This is a genomic window from Paenibacillus sp. 22594 (assembly GCF_052044425.1).
Taxonomy (GTDB): domain Bacteria; phylum Bacillota; class Bacilli; order Paenibacillales; family Paenibacillaceae; genus Paenibacillus_AQ.
The window spans coordinates 1-16,553 of the sequence record NZ_JBQENA010000006.1 but is presented as its reverse complement, the minus strand read 5'-3'; the positions used below and the strand labels follow the sequence as shown (position 1 = coordinate 16,553).

Annotated in this window: 16 protein-coding genes and 1 pseudogene; 3 read left to right on the top strand and 14 right to left on the bottom strand. The window is 48.7% G+C overall.

All coding sequences use genetic code 11. The annotated features are described in order from the left end of the window. The first annotated feature begins 52 nt into the window (after positions 1–52). Positions 53–685 (top strand): GNAT family N-acetyltransferase, encoded by a 633-nt coding sequence (locus ACTJKB_RS19315; RefSeq protein ID WP_440836339.1) that lies wholly within the window; start codon positions 53–55, stop codon positions 683–685. A gap of 30 nt (positions 686–715) precedes the next feature. Here the strand turns inward: ACTJKB_RS19315 and ACTJKB_RS19310 are convergent, their stop codons facing one another. The 3 genes from ACTJKB_RS19310 to ACTJKB_RS19300 form a co-directional block, all read right to left on the bottom strand. Continuing rightward, positions 716–1,411 carry a 5'-methylthioadenosine/adenosylhomocysteine nucleosidase gene (locus tag ACTJKB_RS19310; protein WP_440836023.1) on the bottom strand — a complete coding sequence of 232 codons (696 nt, stop codon included), beginning with the start codon at positions 1,409–1,411 and terminating at the stop codon, positions 716–718. Between the two features lie 93 nt (positions 1,412–1,504). After that, positions 1,505–2,515 carry a catabolite control protein A gene (ccpA, locus tag ACTJKB_RS19305; RefSeq protein ID WP_036695017.1) on the bottom strand — a complete coding sequence of 337 codons (1,011 nt, stop codon included), beginning with the start codon at positions 2,513–2,515 and terminating at the stop codon, positions 1,505–1,507. Positions 2,516–2,834: 319 nt separating this feature from the next. Further along, positions 2,835–3,239, bottom strand: coding sequence for a hypothetical protein (locus ACTJKB_RS19300; protein ID WP_440836022.1), 405 nt, complete (start codon positions 3,237–3,239; stop codon positions 2,835–2,837). A 281-nt stretch (positions 3,240–3,520) separates the two neighbouring features. On the opposite strand from ACTJKB_RS19300, the gene ACTJKB_RS19295 reads away from it, so the two are divergent. Then, positions 3,521–4,045: a type 1 glutamine amidotransferase domain-containing protein gene (locus ACTJKB_RS19295; RefSeq protein WP_074112913.1), complete on the top strand. Its 525-nt coding sequence runs from the start codon at positions 3,521–3,523 to the stop codon at positions 4,043–4,045. 58 nt (positions 4,046–4,103) lie between these two features. Here ACTJKB_RS19295 and ACTJKB_RS19290 read toward each other — a convergent pair whose 3' ends face one another. From ACTJKB_RS19290 to ACTJKB_RS19250, 9 genes and pseudogenes are all read right to left on the bottom strand, one after another. Next, positions 4,104–5,528 carry a hypothetical protein gene (locus ACTJKB_RS19290; RefSeq protein ID WP_440836021.1) on the bottom strand — a complete coding sequence of 475 codons (1,425 nt, stop codon included), beginning with the start codon at positions 5,526–5,528 and terminating at the stop codon, positions 4,104–4,106. Then, on the bottom strand, positions 5,515–5,883 hold the full coding sequence (locus tag ACTJKB_RS19285; RefSeq protein WP_440836338.1) for a sigma-70 family RNA polymerase sigma factor: 369 nt from the start codon (positions 5,881–5,883) through the stop codon (positions 5,515–5,517). The genes ACTJKB_RS19290 and ACTJKB_RS19285 overlap by 14 nt, the downstream gene beginning before the upstream one ends. Then, positions 5,835–6,068 carry a hypothetical protein gene (locus tag ACTJKB_RS19280; protein WP_440836020.1) on the bottom strand — a complete coding sequence of 78 codons (234 nt, stop codon included), beginning with the start codon at positions 6,066–6,068 and terminating at the stop codon, positions 5,835–5,837. Before ACTJKB_RS19280 ends, ACTJKB_RS19285 begins: the two co-directional genes overlap by 49 nt. Positions 6,069–6,262: 194 nt before the next feature. After that, positions 6,263–8,029: a phosphoenolpyruvate--protein phosphotransferase gene (gene ptsP / locus ACTJKB_RS19275; protein WP_440836019.1), complete on the bottom strand. Its 1,767-nt coding sequence runs from the start codon at positions 8,027–8,029 to the stop codon at positions 6,263–6,265. Further along, entirely contained in the window at positions 8,026–9,912 is a 1,887-nt protein-coding gene (locus ACTJKB_RS19270) for a glucose PTS transporter subunit IIA (protein ID WP_440836018.1), read from the bottom strand. The genes ptsP and ACTJKB_RS19270 overlap by 4 nt, the downstream gene beginning before the upstream one ends. A 315-nt stretch (positions 9,913–10,227) precedes the next feature. Then, positions 10,228–10,626: pseudogene (locus ACTJKB_RS19265) on the bottom strand (hypothetical protein); the annotation flags it as partial. 98 nt (positions 10,627–10,724) lie between these two features. Further along, on the bottom strand, positions 10,725–11,159 hold the full coding sequence (locus ACTJKB_RS19260) for a CoA-binding protein (RefSeq protein WP_440836017.1): 435 nt from the start codon (positions 11,157–11,159) through the stop codon (positions 10,725–10,727). A gap of 178 nt (positions 11,160–11,337) precedes the next feature. Next, a complete protein-coding gene (locus ACTJKB_RS19255) occupies positions 11,338–11,946 on the bottom strand; it encodes a response regulator (protein WP_440836016.1) in 609 nt (202 codons plus the stop codon). Beyond that, positions 11,924–13,195, bottom strand: coding sequence for a sensor histidine kinase (locus tag ACTJKB_RS19250; protein WP_440836015.1), 1,272 nt, complete (start codon positions 13,193–13,195; stop codon positions 11,924–11,926). The genes ACTJKB_RS19255 and ACTJKB_RS19250 overlap by 23 nt, the downstream gene beginning before the upstream one ends. Positions 13,196–13,229: 34 nt before the next feature. Between ACTJKB_RS19250 and ACTJKB_RS19245 the strand changes: the two genes are divergently transcribed. Further along, positions 13,230–13,433: a hypothetical protein gene (locus tag ACTJKB_RS19245; RefSeq protein ID WP_440836014.1), complete on the top strand. Its 204-nt coding sequence runs from the start codon at positions 13,230–13,232 to the stop codon at positions 13,431–13,433. Between the two features lie 153 nt (positions 13,434–13,586). Here ACTJKB_RS19245 and ACTJKB_RS19240 read toward each other — a convergent pair whose 3' ends face one another. Together ACTJKB_RS19240 and ACTJKB_RS19235 are read right to left on the bottom strand one after the other, a co-directional pair. Further along, positions 13,587–15,563 (bottom strand): ABC transporter permease, encoded by a 1,977-nt coding sequence (locus ACTJKB_RS19240; RefSeq protein ID WP_440836013.1) that lies wholly within the window; start codon positions 15,561–15,563, stop codon positions 13,587–13,589. Positions 15,564–15,588: 25 nt separating this feature from the next. Then, positions 15,589–16,338 carry an ABC transporter ATP-binding protein gene (locus tag ACTJKB_RS19235; protein ID WP_440836012.1) on the bottom strand — a complete coding sequence of 250 codons (750 nt, stop codon included), beginning with the start codon at positions 16,336–16,338 and terminating at the stop codon, positions 15,589–15,591. Positions 16,339–16,553 lie beyond the last annotated feature (215 nt).

Sequence of the window (16,553 nt, the reverse complement as noted above, 5' to 3'; positions counted from 1 at the left end):
ATCACAGGAAGCGGTTACATTCTAGATTATAGTGACTGAAGGGAGCCTGGCCATGGAGCACCGCAAAATCCCTGTATCCCATATCCTTCATCAACAAGAAAGTGTACTTACCGTTAGTGGACCTCTGTCACCAGACACGCTGAAAGGCCTGCAGATGCATCCTGATCTGGATGCCTTCCGTAAACCGCGGGAACAGTTGGAAGCGCTTATAGAGATTGCTGGATTGCCTGAGGGCCGTGTAGTAGCCGCTGTTGCAGACAATATGATCGCGGGATATGTTACTTTTCACTATCCTGATGAACTGGAGCTGTGGTCTCAGGGCGGTATGGTAGATCTTATAGAGCTGGGTGCTATTGAAGTAGCGGATGGATATCGGGGGATGGGGCTTGCAAAGTTGCTGATTACCAGCGCTTTTGAGCAGGAACAGCTGGAGAATTGCATCGTATTTACAACCGAATATTACTGGCATTGGGATCTTAAAGGCAGTGGACTTGATGTATGGGCTTACCGCCAGATGATGGAGAAGCTTATGCAAACCGTGGACATGGTGTGGTATGCCACAGATGATCCGGAGATCTGCTCCCACCCTGCCAATTGCCTCATGGTCCGTATCGGCCGTGAAGTGCCGATGTCTTCGCAGGAAACCTTTGACCGGGTGCGCTTCAGACAGCGTTTCATGTATTAACGCGGCAGATCCATCTCCGGAAGGAACGTTTTACATCGCCTTCAGCATATATTCAAGGATAGCATGGGAGCATTCGGCGGCTGTTACCGTAAATTCATGATAATTCGCATGTGCCGAACCATCTGCTTTATCAGACATGGAGCGGATAATCACAAAGGGAATATCGTTCATGAAGCAAACCTGTGCAACGGCGGCCCCTTCCATTTCCGCGCATGCCCCGTTGAATTGCTCACGGAGCCCAGCCACAACGGCTGCGCTGGCAATAAATTGATCCCCTGACAACACTATTCCCGTAATCGACTTTTGCTTCAGACTCATACAGGCCTCTTCTGCCAACTGAACAAGAGCAGGATCTGCGGGGAAAGAGGATACCGCCTGATAGGGGATCACCCCCCGCGGGTAGCCAAGAGCGGTAACGTCCATATCATGCTGAATGCAGTCCGCCGAGATCACAATATCCCCAATGCCCAGATCCGGATGTACCGCTCCCGCAACGCCTGTGAACAACACTTGTGCCACGCCAAAGGTATCGATCAGAATTTGTGTCGTTACCGCAGCATTTACCTTGCCGACTCCCGATTTACAGAGAACGATCTGTTTGCCGGAGATCGTACCAGTATAATAAACAATACCCGCCTTAAGAGTGCTCACTTTGTCATCCATGCTGTCGAGCAGCAGCTTGATCTCCTCGTCCATCGCTCCAATTAATCCAATGACTTTATTCATATGTATCCTCCTACGGTCAAAATCAACGATATAAAACATAAAAAGCCCCAAAAGGAGCTTTCTACGCACTGATATTCAAACCAATTCGAATGCTTACTTGTTCACATGATTGACAGACAAACGGAGAATCGTCTCATGCGGTAAAATAACCCGCGGGTTCTCAACGGTCTCCTTCTTCATCAGCTTCGTCAGCAGTCTCATTGCTACAGCGCCCAGATCGTACATTGGCTGTGCTACTGTGGTCAGCAATGGACGAACCATTGAAGCCATACGGATGTTATCGACACTAATGATTGAGAAGTCATCTGGAACCTTAAGACCTTCATCTTGAATACTGTGGATTGCTCCGATCGCCATTTCATCGGTTGCAGCAAATATAGCCGTCGGCTTCTTCTTAAGCCCCAGGAAATACTTCATGGCTTCGACACCGGATTCGTAACGATAGTTCCCGATGCGCACCAGGTCCTCCTGGTACTCGATGCCTGCCGCTTCCAGCGCTTTCTTATAGCCATGGAAACGGGCATAGCCGTTGGCAGGGTCCTGCAGTGTACCGCTGATCATCGCAATTTCGCGGTGACCATGACGGATCAGTGTGTTCACAGCATCAAATGCCGCGGTCTCATGGTCGATGTCAACTGAAGGATAGGTACCCTTTTCATCACGCGTAGCGCAAAGTACGATTGGCACAGCAGACGTTTGGAACGCTTGAATGTGCTCTTCGGTAACAGTCCCACCCATGAAGAGCAGACCGTCCACTTGCTTCTCCAAAAGCGTATTGATTACACGAATTTCCTTCTCTTTGCGTTTATCCGCGTTACACAAAATAATGTTGTAATGATACATGTTGGCAATATCTTCGATCCCACGCGCAATTTCTGCAAAAATCGAGTTCGAGATATCGGGGATAACAACCCCAACGGTTGTCGTTTTCTTACTGGCGAGACCTCTCGCCACGGCATTTGGACGATAGCCCAAACGCTCAATCGCTTCAAAAACTTTCTTCCGGGTCTGCGGTTTCACGTTCGGGTTATTGTTCACAACCCGTGATACCGTAGCCATAGATACGCCTGCTTCTCGAGCTACATCGTAAATGGTTACCGTCAAATTACTCTCTCCATTGCGATAAATTTTATCGTTCGACTAATTAAAATTATGATACGACACTTTGTACAATTGTGCAATGATAACGCTTCATTTTCCTTTCAAAATTTCTTTCAAAAGGCCGAGAACGCTATCGTTATACGGAATAAAGGCCTACTGTTGCATCATTTTCTCCGAATGATTGCTTCTAATGAACTTGTCGCATTCATAGGTTTGTCTGATATAATTCTATCGTATCAAAAAGCGCGTGAAAAATCCAACATTCGTGAAATATTTTCATTGATTTTGCAGAAAAAATTTCAGAATCCGCTTTATTCTGCATTTATTTCGCTCTTTCTGCCGACTGAGTTGTCAATTGAGATATTCTATTTCCAGTTTCATCCATCCACTCACGATCAAAAAGATCCGCTGCCACCCGGTAAACATCCAGCAGTAAGTCTATACGCCCCTGTATGCCACTCCGAATTGCTTCCTCTACCTCGGAGATTCCACCCGCGAACAATCCCGCAGCAAAAGTTTCTTTAAGTACACTTGCCCATTCATTCTTGTCCGCAAACGAAATATGCCGCTTAGGCGGTGATTCCCCGAGTTCGTGGATCAGCTTGCCCAGGTCGCTTCTGATAAATGGCAGAGGCTCGTAACGGCCGCATTCTGTACAGGTGTAGACTGGAACATGTGAAATTTTTATCTTTGCACTATAGATCAACGTATGCATATGTATGGTCATGATACCGCCGCAGCTACACGGCTTCTTCATTAATTGTTCTTTATACATCTCCCACACCTCAGATTTATTAATAAATTCCCTGGAAGGCTATCCTTAAGAAAAAACGCGAAGACCCTCCTGTTTATTTGCTATATTCGACCTGCTCCCCCTCAATCCCTTCTGATTTGCATAAAATGATTTATTTGGCAATTAAGCAAAGTATTCCTATGTCCGGGATGACTTCATATTTCAAATTTGCTAGAATGTACTGAAGCCAAGATTGATGAAGGGAGCTGCAAAGCATGAGACTAACCGGAAAAAAGGTCATAGCGCTCGTTGACGATGAGTTCGAAGATTTAGAGCTGTGGTACCCGGTGTACCGTGTCAGGGAGGAAGGTGCAGAAGTGCATCTGGCCGGACTGGAAAAAGACAAAACTTACGTTGGGAAATATGGCGTACCCGCCAAAGCCGAATATTCCTGGGATGAACTGAACGCCTCTGATTATGACGGCATTCTGGTACCGGGAGGCTGGGCTCCCGATAAAATCCGCCGATATAGCGCAGTGCTGAAGCTGGTGCAGGATTTCAACGCAGCCAAGAAACCAATCGGCCAAATCTGCCATGCCGGCTGGGTGCTGATCTCTGCCAAAATACTGGACGGTGTGACTGTTACATCCACCCCCGGCATCCGTGATGACATGGAAAATGCCGGAGCGATCTGGAAAGATGAAGCTGTCGTCACTGACGGGCATATCATCTCAGCCCGCCGCCCACCGGATCTGCCGCCTTATGGCAAAGCCTTTTGCGATGCGCTGGCGGGAGAATAAAATTAGGAAGCCCTGCACCTTCAGCTAGAAGGTCAGGGCTTTTATTGCGAATATGCGGCTATTTGCGGATAGAGAGGGAAACTTGTTCTTTTATCGGATTGGGGTAGCTGTTAATCTTGAACGTTAGGGGCTCTGGCAGTGCTTCATTGCCTATATTGTAATAATACAAAACAGGAATGGCTTCCTGAAGAGTGCTCTCCTTGCGCATAGGCACACTGACGTCTTCAAACCTTGTAGTATGCTGAGCCCCCGAGCCATCTGTAAAGTCCTCATCCAAAATCATGTTTACATCGTCAATTGCCCTGACTTTTTGCATAGACGGATAGACTTCCAGCAGCATGGTCCGTTTACCCGAAGCATCGGTTTTAACAGAAACCTTTATTCGTTCATCCGGCCCTTTGATTACCTGCTTCTTGTCCGTATCAATCACAAGCTCCATTGCATTTTTGTCCAGAGCCTGGATTCCATTGATTCTCATCTCCAGCGGCTCCTTGGAGGTATTAACGTTGTCAAAAACGAGCGTTCGAATCCTGCCTTGGGAAATCGAGCGTTTTGTATGTAACTCCGTAAGGTCACTGCTCCTGCCCAGCATTAGCTGGGGCGAGATCAATCCGAAGATTTCTTTGGAGTTCCGCTCATCATATTCTGCTTCCACATAAATGCCGGATGCCGCAATATACACGCTGTTTATGTTAATGTTCTGGCCTGAGAGAGTCATATTTCGATCTATTTGGAGTGTTTGTCCGGCTTTGGCTAAAGCTTCTTGATTCAGAGCTATCGGCACGGACAGTTCTGCTGCATAGTCTTCTGATGTGAAACGCGCTACATCCTGTTCGTTCTCGTCATAGAGCCCTGCTTTTACGAACAATTGATCCGGCAATTCCGTATATTCTTCATCCCACAAAATGTGCTGATATCCGCGCGTGATACCCGGCTTCGCATTTTGCGCACTCCTGGGCCCATACCGGTCTACCATTGCATCCTCTTCGTTGACCATGGATATTCTAAACTTTCGTGTCTTCTCCAGTGTATAGTTCTGCAGAGAGTATAGAATAATAATCCCCTTCTGATCGGCTGCGATGCCGTCTACAGTCAGTCTGTATCCGCTCCGTTCCGCTGAAGTGCCGTTAACCCGCTGCACCAAGCCTGCATCAAGGGCTGATGACACCGTAAGATCACTCCCGACAGCCGTGCGGAATACCTCAAACTCCCCCCAGTCGTGCACGGAACCAAGCTGACTTTGAATAGTCCTGTTAGGCAGCCCCTCACGCCCGCCAATCCACGGAACCGCAAACATCAGTACAATGGCCAGCACAGCTAATCCACCCAGGAAGTAACTCCTTCTGCCCGGAATCCGCCCGCCTCTTGAACCATGGACCCCGCTGCGGATAGCCGTAAGTAGCTTAACCTCGGGTACCTCCGCTGCCTCCAGAGACAGCTCGTCAAAATAATCCTTCAGCAGCTTTTCCTCATTCTGAATCATGCTCCCATGCCCCCTTCCGTTTCAACTTATCGCGCAGTTGCTGCAATCCTTTGTTCAGCCAGGTCTTGATGGTTCCTTCCGGCCGGTTCAGCACCTCGGCGATTTCGGATACAGTCATATCCTGGTAATACTTCAGCACCAGCACCTGGCGGTATTTTAGCTTCACGCCGTCCAGCGCCTGCTCCATATCCAGCTTGCGGTCACTGGTCATTTCCATAACCTTGCCGCCGGGGTTTACAGGTTCAACCGGGGTAAGCCGTTTCCTGCGCTTCAGCTCATCCTTGCAGCAATTGATCAGGATGCGGGTCAACCAGGGGGCAAACCGCCCGGGGTCCTTAAGGCTGTTGCGTCTGATCCAGGCCCGGTATGTACTTTCCTGCAGTACTTCAAGTGCATCGGGTTCATTCTCAAATAACTGTAGGCGATCCCGTAGAGGATTTTTCTCTGCTCCGCGACTTGGCGGATAAACTGTTGTTCCTCCTCTTCCACAGCAAGCACCCGCTCCCCCTCCAAAAGATTCTCCATGCTCTGACTTCTCACCCTCTCTGCTCTTTATTGGAATTTCTATATATACTGACTACATTAGCAGGGAAACGGTTTTACTTTTTTTGAAAGCACAGCAAAAATAACCCCACAAAGTGGGGCGCTGGCTTCAATACCGGGGCTAATACTTGCAAAAAATCCGGCGGGTCCGCCGGATTCTGCTCACTGTCACTATGGATTCCCTTGAACACTCAAGAGGTTTTTTCTTTCGAATCGGCACCTGACCCAAGCGGAACCCCACTCCGCCCAGCAAAGGTTGTCAACAGCTCTTCTGTCTGTGTACTGGTCCGGTGCTTGAAACAGAACTTGGCCGTTTCTCTGGCTTCGGAAGCCAAGGTATTCAAGGCACGGTGCTTCACCTTCAGCAGAGCTTGAGGCGACATGCTGAGGTTACTGATTCCCAGCTCCAGCCAGAGTGGCAAAGACCGCTCATCCGCAGCCATTTCGCCGCACACACTAATTTCGATGCCCACTCTCTGCGCTGCTTCAACGGTCATCCGGATCATCCGCAGTACTGCGGGATGGTATGGATGATACATATGGGCAATCTGTTCATTCATCCGATCCACCGCCAGTACATACTGCACCAGATCGTTCGTACCTATACTGAAGAAGTCAACCTCTTCTGCCAGAAGATCTGCAATCATCACCGCTGCCGGAACCTCAATCATAATCCCTACAGGCATATTGCGGTTATACGGAACGCCAAGTTGATCGAGCTCTTCCTTGACCTCGTTCAAGACCGCTTTGGCAGCCTGTACTTCTTCAATGGAAGAAATCATCGGGAACATCATTTTCATATTCCCGTAATGACTGGCCCGCAATATAGCGGTAATCTGGGTTTTGAACATGTCCTTACGGTCCAGACTGATGCGGATTGCCCGGTAGCCCAGAAATGGATTCTGCTCCTCGGGAAGCTGGAAATAATCCAGATGCTTGTCTCCCCCAATATCCAGTGTCCGGATGACCACCGTTTCGCTTCCTACTTTTTCCGCAACCAGCTTATAGACTTCGAACTGCTCCTCTTCCGTAGGGAACGAAGTACGGTCCATATACAAAAATTCGGTCCGGAACAGTCCGACACCCTGCGCCCCGTATTTGAGCGCCATATCCAGCTCCTTCACGGAGCTGATATTGCCGGCCAGGCGCAGCGGAACGCCATCTTTGGTCACGGCCTCCACGGTGGCGAGCAGTTCCAGCTGTTCTTTTTTGCGCTGCTGCTTCGCACGTCTGGATGCATAATCCTCCACGGTCTGTTCATCCGGGTAGAGCTGAACGACTCCGGCTTCACCGTCCATGACCAGCATATCGCCGGTCTGAATCGGAGTCAGGATCTTGTTCTCCAGCCCTGCTACCAGCGGAATACCGAGTGCCCGCGCCATAATGGACGAGTGTGAGGTTTTGCCCCCCATCATGGTTACGATGCCAAGCACATAGGTAGGATTCAAATGGGCTAGCTGCGAAGGTGAGAGCTCCTTGGCAACCAGAATATAAGGCTGCGTATCGGACGGCAGTGTGACCTCCGGCGCTCCCAGGAGATGCTTCAGCAGACGGTTGCCGACATCCTTGATGTCGACGGCCCGTTCCTTCATATATTCATCGTCCAGCAGATCAAACATGGCGACAAAGTGGTCAATTGCTTCCTTGACCGCCACCTCGGCCGCCTTGTACTGGCGCTCGATAATACCGCGGATTTCGCTCATGAATACCGGATCATCCAGAATGGCCAGATGGGCGTCAAAAATGCTCGATTCCTCAGGCCCGACAACCTCCCGGAATTCTTTTTTGATAAACTCAATCTCATCCTTAGAGGTACGGATGCCTTCGTACAGACGTTCAAATTCCTTCGCCAGATCTACAGGGTTCACCTGTGTGTCAGGCAGGCTCCATTCCCAGTTCGGCAAGACAAAGGCCTTCCCGATGGCTACACCTGCTGCGGCGCCTATGCCTTGTATCATGCTTCAATCCCTCCAACATTACTTTCATGTAAAACTACGGACATCACGGAAGACTGTCCTTTTTTAACATTTTTAAATGGAGCATAGCTCCAGGATTTTACACGGTCCGGGTTAGTGATGACCATCGGGGTAGCTAATGAGGCTGCATGGTCACGCAAAAAGGCCAGATCAAATTTGACCAGCAGCTGCCCAGGCTCCACACTGTCCCCTTCCTTCACGAGCGCCTCAAACGGCCCTTTTAACTGTGAAGTATCAATTCCTATATGCATAAGCACCTCCAGCCCCTCAGGCGTAGAAATGCCTACTGCGTGCATGGTTGGGTATACGTGCATGACCTTGCCGAAGACCGGCGAAACGAGCTCTCCCTTTTCCGGGAAAAAGGCCACTCCGTCGCCAACCAGCTTCGCGGCAAAAATATGGTCCGGAACTTCTTCAATCGGCATCATCCGGCCCTGAATCGGCGAACTGAACAGCACCTGAGGCAGATCGCGGAGCAGAAGCTTGTTGATCTCTTCACGGATCAGCTCCGAATAGGTCCCGAATACGACCTGAACATTTCCGCCGCCCAGCTTGATAATCCCTGCCGAACCCAGGCCCTTCAGCGCCCCCGTATCTACATTTCTGTCATTGTGCACCGTTAATCTTAGCCTTGTGATACAGGCTTGCACCTGTACGATGTTTTCCTTCCCGCCCAGCGCTTCAAGGATCAATGGTGCCTGATAAGGGATGTTGCCTGCCCAGTCGCCAAGCTCCGAGCCTTCCTCGCGTCCCGGAGTCGGAATCTGGAAGCGCCGGATTGCCCAGCGGAACACATTATAATAAACAATGCCGTAACCGATCCCAATCGGAATGAGCAGCCAGGCTCGCTGTGATAAATGCAGATTAAGGAAGAAATCTATAGCCCCTGCAGAATAGGAGAAGCCGTGATGAATGCCGAGCGCATAGGTCAACGCCATCGCCAAGCCGGACATGACCACATGAAGTGCGAACAAATAGGGAGAAGCAAACAAGAAGGCAAACTCGATCTGCTCCGAAACTCCGGTCAAAAAGCAGACCAAAGCGGCGCGCAAAAACGTTTTCTTGATCTTGGGCTTCAAATCCTCACGCGCTTCCTGAATAATCGCAAACGCAATTGCCGGCAGCGCGAACATCATGATTGGAAACAGACCGGCCATAAAAATACCCGCTGTAGGATCTCCGGCAAAAAAACGCGGCAAATCCCCCTGCACGACCGCGCTGCCGTCAGGTGTAGCAAAGGTTCCCAGCTGAAACCAGAACAGATTATTCAAAATATGATGCAGTCCAAACGCCGTAAGCACCCTGTAAAGAACCCCGTAGACGAAGACTCCGTATCCGCCGGTCATCTGAATATCCCGGAACATAATATCCAGGCCATGCTGCAGCACCGGTGACAGTCCAAGCATCACCCAGGCGAACAGCGCGGAGAACAGTCCCATGAACAGCAAAACAAAACGCGATCCTCCAAAAAACTGGATCGCCTCCGGCAGCTTGATATTTTTGAACCGGTTATGCGCCACACCGGCGACAATTCCGAGGATAATTCCGATTAGTGTTGCAGGCTGTACAGCCCCGTCCCCCATGTTGGAAACAATCCGGTCATAAGTGAACATCCCCGCGAGTGCCGCCATCCCTGCCGGTCCGGCCTGATTGGACAACCCCCACGCCACACCGACAGCAAACAAATAAGGCATGAAATAAAATATCCCCTGCCCCGCGTAAGTAGTCACTTCGGATACCGAAGAAAGTCCCCATGCAGACCATGGCAAGCTGCCCAGACTCAGCAGAATAGCCGCCGCCGGAAGCACCATGGTAGGAAGCATAATGGCTCTGCCCAACTGCTGCAAAGATCCGAGCCAATTCAAGGTGACCCTCTCCTTTCATTCTATATTGAATGGTAAGCGCTACAGCAGCTTTTGTCAAAAGGATTACGGCAATAATTTTGGGCATCACGGCTCAGGTTACTTAGAATTCTGGAGCACTACTCATTCATATGATGTGGCTCCGTGTGCGTTCATTCGCTCTCAAGTCCCTCTTCATCTAGCTCACTTGCGCCTAAGTGTACTTCGTACAACTAAAACTGGCCTTAAAGACAATAATATTAGTTTAACTGCACTTCGTACATCTATAAATAACGTATTTAGTGATATTGTGGAATGTGGCAGTTTTTAACTGTACCAAAGTATCCGGCATACCTTAGGCCGCTGCTGAATATCATCAAAGGAAAAGTGGAGCATCTTCCACCCCATTCCGGTGAGAAAGGTATCACGGTTCAGGGCATAGCTGAATTTCTCACGGTCCATGTCCTTAATATGGCTCTGGAAGCCATCACATTCGATCCAAAACGGCCGCCGCTTGCGGGCAGGAACGCAAAATCCATGAATTGTGACCTCCGGTTCCAATCGAATATTTCGTACTCCAGATGCAATTGTTCCAGCGATTCAAGCAGCGGCCACCACACATTCTGCAAAAACAGCTTCTCGGCATAATTATGCCCCCTCAGCAGTCTTCCCAGCCGTTTCCCCCCTCTCATTCAAATGCTGATCAACGAATACACTGTGCACTTCCTCAAATTCCATGTTTGTTCCCTCCCCGGTAAATAAAAAAGAACGCCCTGCTCCAGAGTGAAATGGAGTACAGGACGTTCTTCGTATGTGTTACGTGTAACAATGCCCCTTTACACCCGGCTGCGGCCCTTCATTGTGATCGCTTCTTCGACCTTGATGCAGCGGTCCATAATTGGGATCATGCCGTGCTCGGCGGCGATATCAGCAGCCTCCTGGCTGATGATTCCCTGCTGGAGCCAGAGGACGCGTGCACCGATATCGGCGGCTTCCTGGGCAACGGCAGCGCAGTATTCACTGCGGCGGAACACATTAACAATATCCACCGGCTCAGGAATTTCAGCGAGTGTGTGGTAGCATTTCTCGCCCAGAATCTCACCGTCCACCGAAGGGTTAACCGGAATAATGCGGTAGCCCCGGCTCTGCATGGCACCTGCAACCATATAAGAGGTGCGGTCCGTTTTGTCAGAGAGTCCTACCACAGCTATATTGCCCGCGGCAGCAAGGATGTCTCCAATCTGCTCCCGACTTGGATTCTCAAAACTCATGTATATTCCCCCTTTCCGTTTATTTACTATTACATCATACAGTGCAGCGTAAGAAGTTCCAAATTTCCGTACAGCACCAACGTTAAGGGACGCACAAATTCATGAGGCTAGCCTGAGCCAGGGAAGGCGTTCGGGTTCTTTAATTAACTTTTACGCAAACATCTTACCAATGACAGGTTCACCCAAAAACAGGTTGAATGTACCCGAGCTGAATCCCTCTTGTGACAGCCTCCAATGAAGAGGACACACCCAGTTTATCAAAAATGTGCTGGAGATGGTTTGACACCGTTCGCTCACTAATATACAAGGTATCAGCAATATCCTTACGCTTGCAGCCGGTACTCAGCATTTGCAGAATCTGCTTTTCACTGTCCGTCAGTTCTTCGATAAACGAGGCCGTGGAAGGGAAATAGAGCTCCCCGCCATGAATCCGCAGCAGGATCTCGACCAGTTTTTGAGGCTCCGTATTTTTGTTGATAAAACCTTTTGCCCCTATTTTTCGCGCCTCATAGCGATATACCGGCAAGTCATAGCCTGTCAAGATTACGATTACCGCATCAGGGAGCCTCCATAAAATCTTTTTTGCAAGAACAAGACCGTCTTCACTGCTGATATTGTTAAGGTTGATATCAATCAACAAAATATCCGGAATATCCGCTTCGATCCTATCTACGGCCTCCGAAACATCTGAAAGAGTCTGGAATCGCTCAATCTCTGGTAAGCCTTCCAACGCGATTTCCAGACTTTTGGCGAAAAGTGCATGGTCATCGATCAATAAAATGCGCATATGAACCTTCTCCTCTCATGGGAAAGCGAATGAGCACACGCAGACCGCTCGGAACAGCCTCTTCCATCTCCATCGTTCCGTGAATAAGAACCAGTCGTTTTTGAATGGAACGTAAGCCTTCATGCCCATCCTGGCCTCGGTACGAGGCATTTGCATTTGTTATTCCTGCCCCGTTGTCCTGCACGGTCAGTTGAACCTCCCCGCTTGTGTGCCGCAGCATTACTTCCACTCGTGAGCCGCCGGAATGCTTCATCGCATTGGTTATAAGCTCTTTTAACATTCGATACACTATAACATTATAGGGCTGCACCAAAAATAGTTGGTCATCGCATTCGAAAGAAATACTGAAATGCTTAGCTGGAAAGGTCTGCTCGACCAGAGTCAGCAGGTTTTGAAGATTTTCCTTCAATGTCAAGGTTTTTAAAAGCGTCGGATGGTTTTCCTGCATTTGTTCCCGGATCGAGAAATTTAATCGTTCCAACGCATCGGTGATCATTTTCCTAACCTCCGGGCGATCCGATTTGTTTATCATATTTTTAACAGACAGCAAGTCCTGCAGAACTTCATCATGCAGATAGTCGGAGAAATCTCTTCTTAATTCTTCCTCTCTTTTGATGCGCATAAGGGAATAATCATAAAAGCTGTCTCCGCTCTCCGAAGCATTTATTGCACTCGAAAGAACATGCCGCTTGGCCCGGTGGTATCGCAGTATATAATACAGCAGCAGGTACCCCAACATCATATGTATCATAAAAAAGAATTCGCCTACGTCATATTTAAATAGGAACGAGGTAACAAGAAGCTGGCCTAAAAAAGTAATCAGCAGTACCCACATCTGCTTTCCGCTAAATAACCGCACGGGCCATAATTCAGTTTGGTTCTTGAAGGCGACGCTGTGAATGCTGAAAAGAGGCAAAATCAGTAAAGGAAATATACCTAATCCCTCAACATATTCAGAATTTCTTCCAAAATACACAACATAGCAGATGAACACGGCGCCTGCCACCGAAGCTGCACCCAGCATATGCTTCCATTCACTTTTAATAACAAAGAGGATACGCTTATGGTGAATGATCAGAAGATACAGGCAAACAGCTGCTCCAATTACCAGTTGAATCAGGTAGAACAAGGCAAACCCTCTGTCATTTACACACTTTGCAAGCAGCGTAACCAGACAGGAGCCTTTTAACAAAAGGTCTGTTTGTCTTTGATAGGTATAGGCAGAATCCTGAAAAAAGAAGCTCAGCACAAACGAAAGGGTCAAGTACAAAACCATCGGTCCCATGAACGAAATCAAGATCACAAAAAAGCCGGTTCCGTCCAGCATCCATAATAAGTACCAGGATATCAACAGAAGCAGGCGGCAAAATCTGGACAGCAGTCTGCTGTTCTTCAAGTTCATGCATCCGATATACAAGGCTTCCAAAGCAATGACCGAAATGAGTGACAGCGAAAAGATATCGGCCGTACTCAGCAGTGCTCCATAAAAAATCTCATATCCCAAATAAGTAATAATCAGCAGTTGATTAAGCATCAGCAAGAACTGGTTTCGTTGATACTGGCTCTCTATCGGTTGCGGCCTCCTTTCAGGGCGGTTGCTGTGACTGTTTCAGAATATCCGCCCTCTTATTATGGGCTCATTAAAATTGCAGTGCAATCCGGTCGCAGGATCTTCTTGTAATGAAGTAATAGACCCCATACACCAGACCTGAAACGGCAAGTGCCAGCAGTACAGGGAGCAGCAGCAGGCTGCTTTGCCCCATTACATCGTCTATCAGCAGCGATTGATAGCAGACCAGGCCGCATACGCTGTGAATTAATCCCAAGGCAAACGGGATCGTATATAGAATTAATATTTGTCTGTGAATAATACGCTTGATCTTCTTACGGCTGTATCCCAGCTTGCTAAGGATTTCGTATTCACTCCGATCGTACGCCACCGATGAGATGTTGTGGAAATAGAGTATACTGCCGGAAGCTATGAAAAAAAGTACCGTCAGGAACCCCAGCAGTAAAAACGTTGAACTGTTGGAATACGTGATATCATAACTGCGGGCATAGGCGCTTGCAAAATAATCATTATCCTTCAAAAGCGGCAGCAGCGCATCATAGACTTTTTTGCTGTCCCGCATTCCCGGTCCATCGATACTCATTACACGGGTAACGGGCAGCTTCACAGCCCCCAATTGATGATAAACCTGATCGGATACAATTAAGGTTCCAACGCTGTTCGCGAAGCCAATCGGGTTCATAAGTGTAGTGTCCGTTACTTTAAGGTCCAATGTTTGATCAGCACCAAGACTGAGCTGATACGTCTTGCCAAGCTCCCTATTGGCGGAATCGGGCCGGTACTTTACAAGAATGGCTTCGTTACCGTTAAGAGCCTTGAGCCCGCTCTTCTTTCCCTGCTGCTCAAGCAGCGCGGTATAATCCGCAAGCGCGATCAATTCGAACCCGGGCTCTCTACCTTTATCCTCAGAGATGGAGTATTCCATGGGCAGATCCCTGGAGAGTGAAGACGCCTTGATAACCGCTGTTTCATGGGCCTTGAAATGGCCTGTACCTACTGCTGCATCCAGTACCTTCAAGGCCGCTGCAGCCTGATCGGCATTCTCCACCCGAAATTCTACTGCTGATGGAATGATCCGTTCGACGGCCACAAGTGGATAATAGATCGATAGTGTCGTAGCACCGAACACGCCAAGCGTTCCTGCGGACAGCAGCGACAGCACAATTAATGTTTTGGCATTTGTTCGAATGCGGTGGATGAACTTAGGAATAGTAACAATCTCGGTGTCGCGGTATAGCAGCTCTTTTCTTTGTTCCAGCTTCTGAATGATATACGGCAGGAATGAATAAATGAAGAGTACGGTTCCCAAGGTAATCAGACCGATCATCAACAAGCCCATGGGTGCAGCTCCAACCTTGACCCAAATCGAATCTCTGCGGCGTCCCCCATTCAATAGGAGCAGATCGCCCGAACCCATTAGAGTAAGCCCAAAAGCTGCCGGAAGCAGGCGGATTGTCATCATTTTCTCTACAGACTTTTCAAGCCGCACCAGATTCAGCAATGAAGTTCTGCGAAGCAGCCGCCAATTGGAAAAACCCAAGGACAGAACTACCGCCAGAACGAACACCGCGCTGTATGCGATCGCCCTTCCGTTAAACAGTGGAATAAGCGAGGTGTCCACGCTCAAATCCAACAGCCGAACGATGCCCGCGATAATCCCTTTATGAACCACGGCTCCAAGCACAATTCCCATGCCAAGCGCCCATGAGCATATGACTATATTTTCGATGGCCAATAGCTTCAGCATCGCAGATTTGCGGTATCCCAGCAAGGCATAAATCCCTAATTCCCGCATCCTTCTGTTCATAAAAAATTTATTGGAATAAGCCATATAAAACATTACAAAGGCCATCAGGAAAACGGCAATCGTCCGGGTCATTGTTCCCACTCGGCCATCCTCGGATATTTTTGCCATCATCACTTCATTTAGAGAGAAAGAAACGAAGCTGAAGAACACCGTAAGAATAAAGGCGACGGAAAACAGATAAAGAGCGTAAAATGAAAGATTTCGCTTCACATTATTAAAGGCAATCGTGTATAACTTCATGTTGCTTCTCCTTTGGCTAATAGAATTACCGGTTATCATCCAGCACTGAAATTTGATCCATGATCGCCGTATAAAAGTTCTGGCGCGTTCTTCCCGCTTGACGAAGTTCACTTAGAATCCTTCCGTCTTTAAAAATCAGAATCCGCTCGGCGAAACTGGCGGCATAGGCATCATGTGTCACCATCAGAATGGTTGTCCCCAGCTCCCTGTTCGCTTCGCTGAGCGTATGAAGCAGCTCCGTTGCCGAGCTGGAATCCAGCGCACCCGTGGGTTCGTCCGCAAAGAGGATCGCAGGCCGCTTGACAATGGCCCTGGCTGCCGCAACCCTCTGCCGTTGTCCGCCTGACAATTCGCCGGGATATTTGGATAATTGCGAAGAGATTAGAAACCGTTCGGCCAGCGCCTGAACAGTTTGATCTACTGTCTCGGAGGGCACCCCTTGGAGCGCGAGGGGTACAGCGATATTCTGGTGAACGGTCAGGCTGTCGAGCAGAAAATAATCCTGAAAAATAAAGCCGAGATTATCCCGCCGGAAGTCTGCGGCGCGGGTATCGTCCAATTGATTCAGATGCACGCCATTGATCATAATCTCTCCGGAGCTTGACGTATCAATAGTGGAGAGAACATTCAGCAATGTCGTTTTACCGGAGCCGGAAGCCCCCATAATTCCGATAAATTCACCTGCTCTTACTTCCATAGATACATTATCCAACGCCTTTTTGGGATTCGACGCATAGGTTTTGCTCACTTCTTGAGCGCTTAAAAGTACTTGCACAATAATCTCCCTCCAACTCTTAAATCTGATTTAATCTCAATTTAACGTTTATAAGGGAATTCAGCATGAGTAAAACACGCAGCTTTTGCTGGAAGGGATCTTTAAGACAAAAAAAACACTAACCATGTTGTTAGTGTCCAGATTGTCGAGAAACCCAGGTCATTTTTACGACCTTGGGTTTCTTTTTACGTTCAGGCAGAAGTACAATCGGAAAA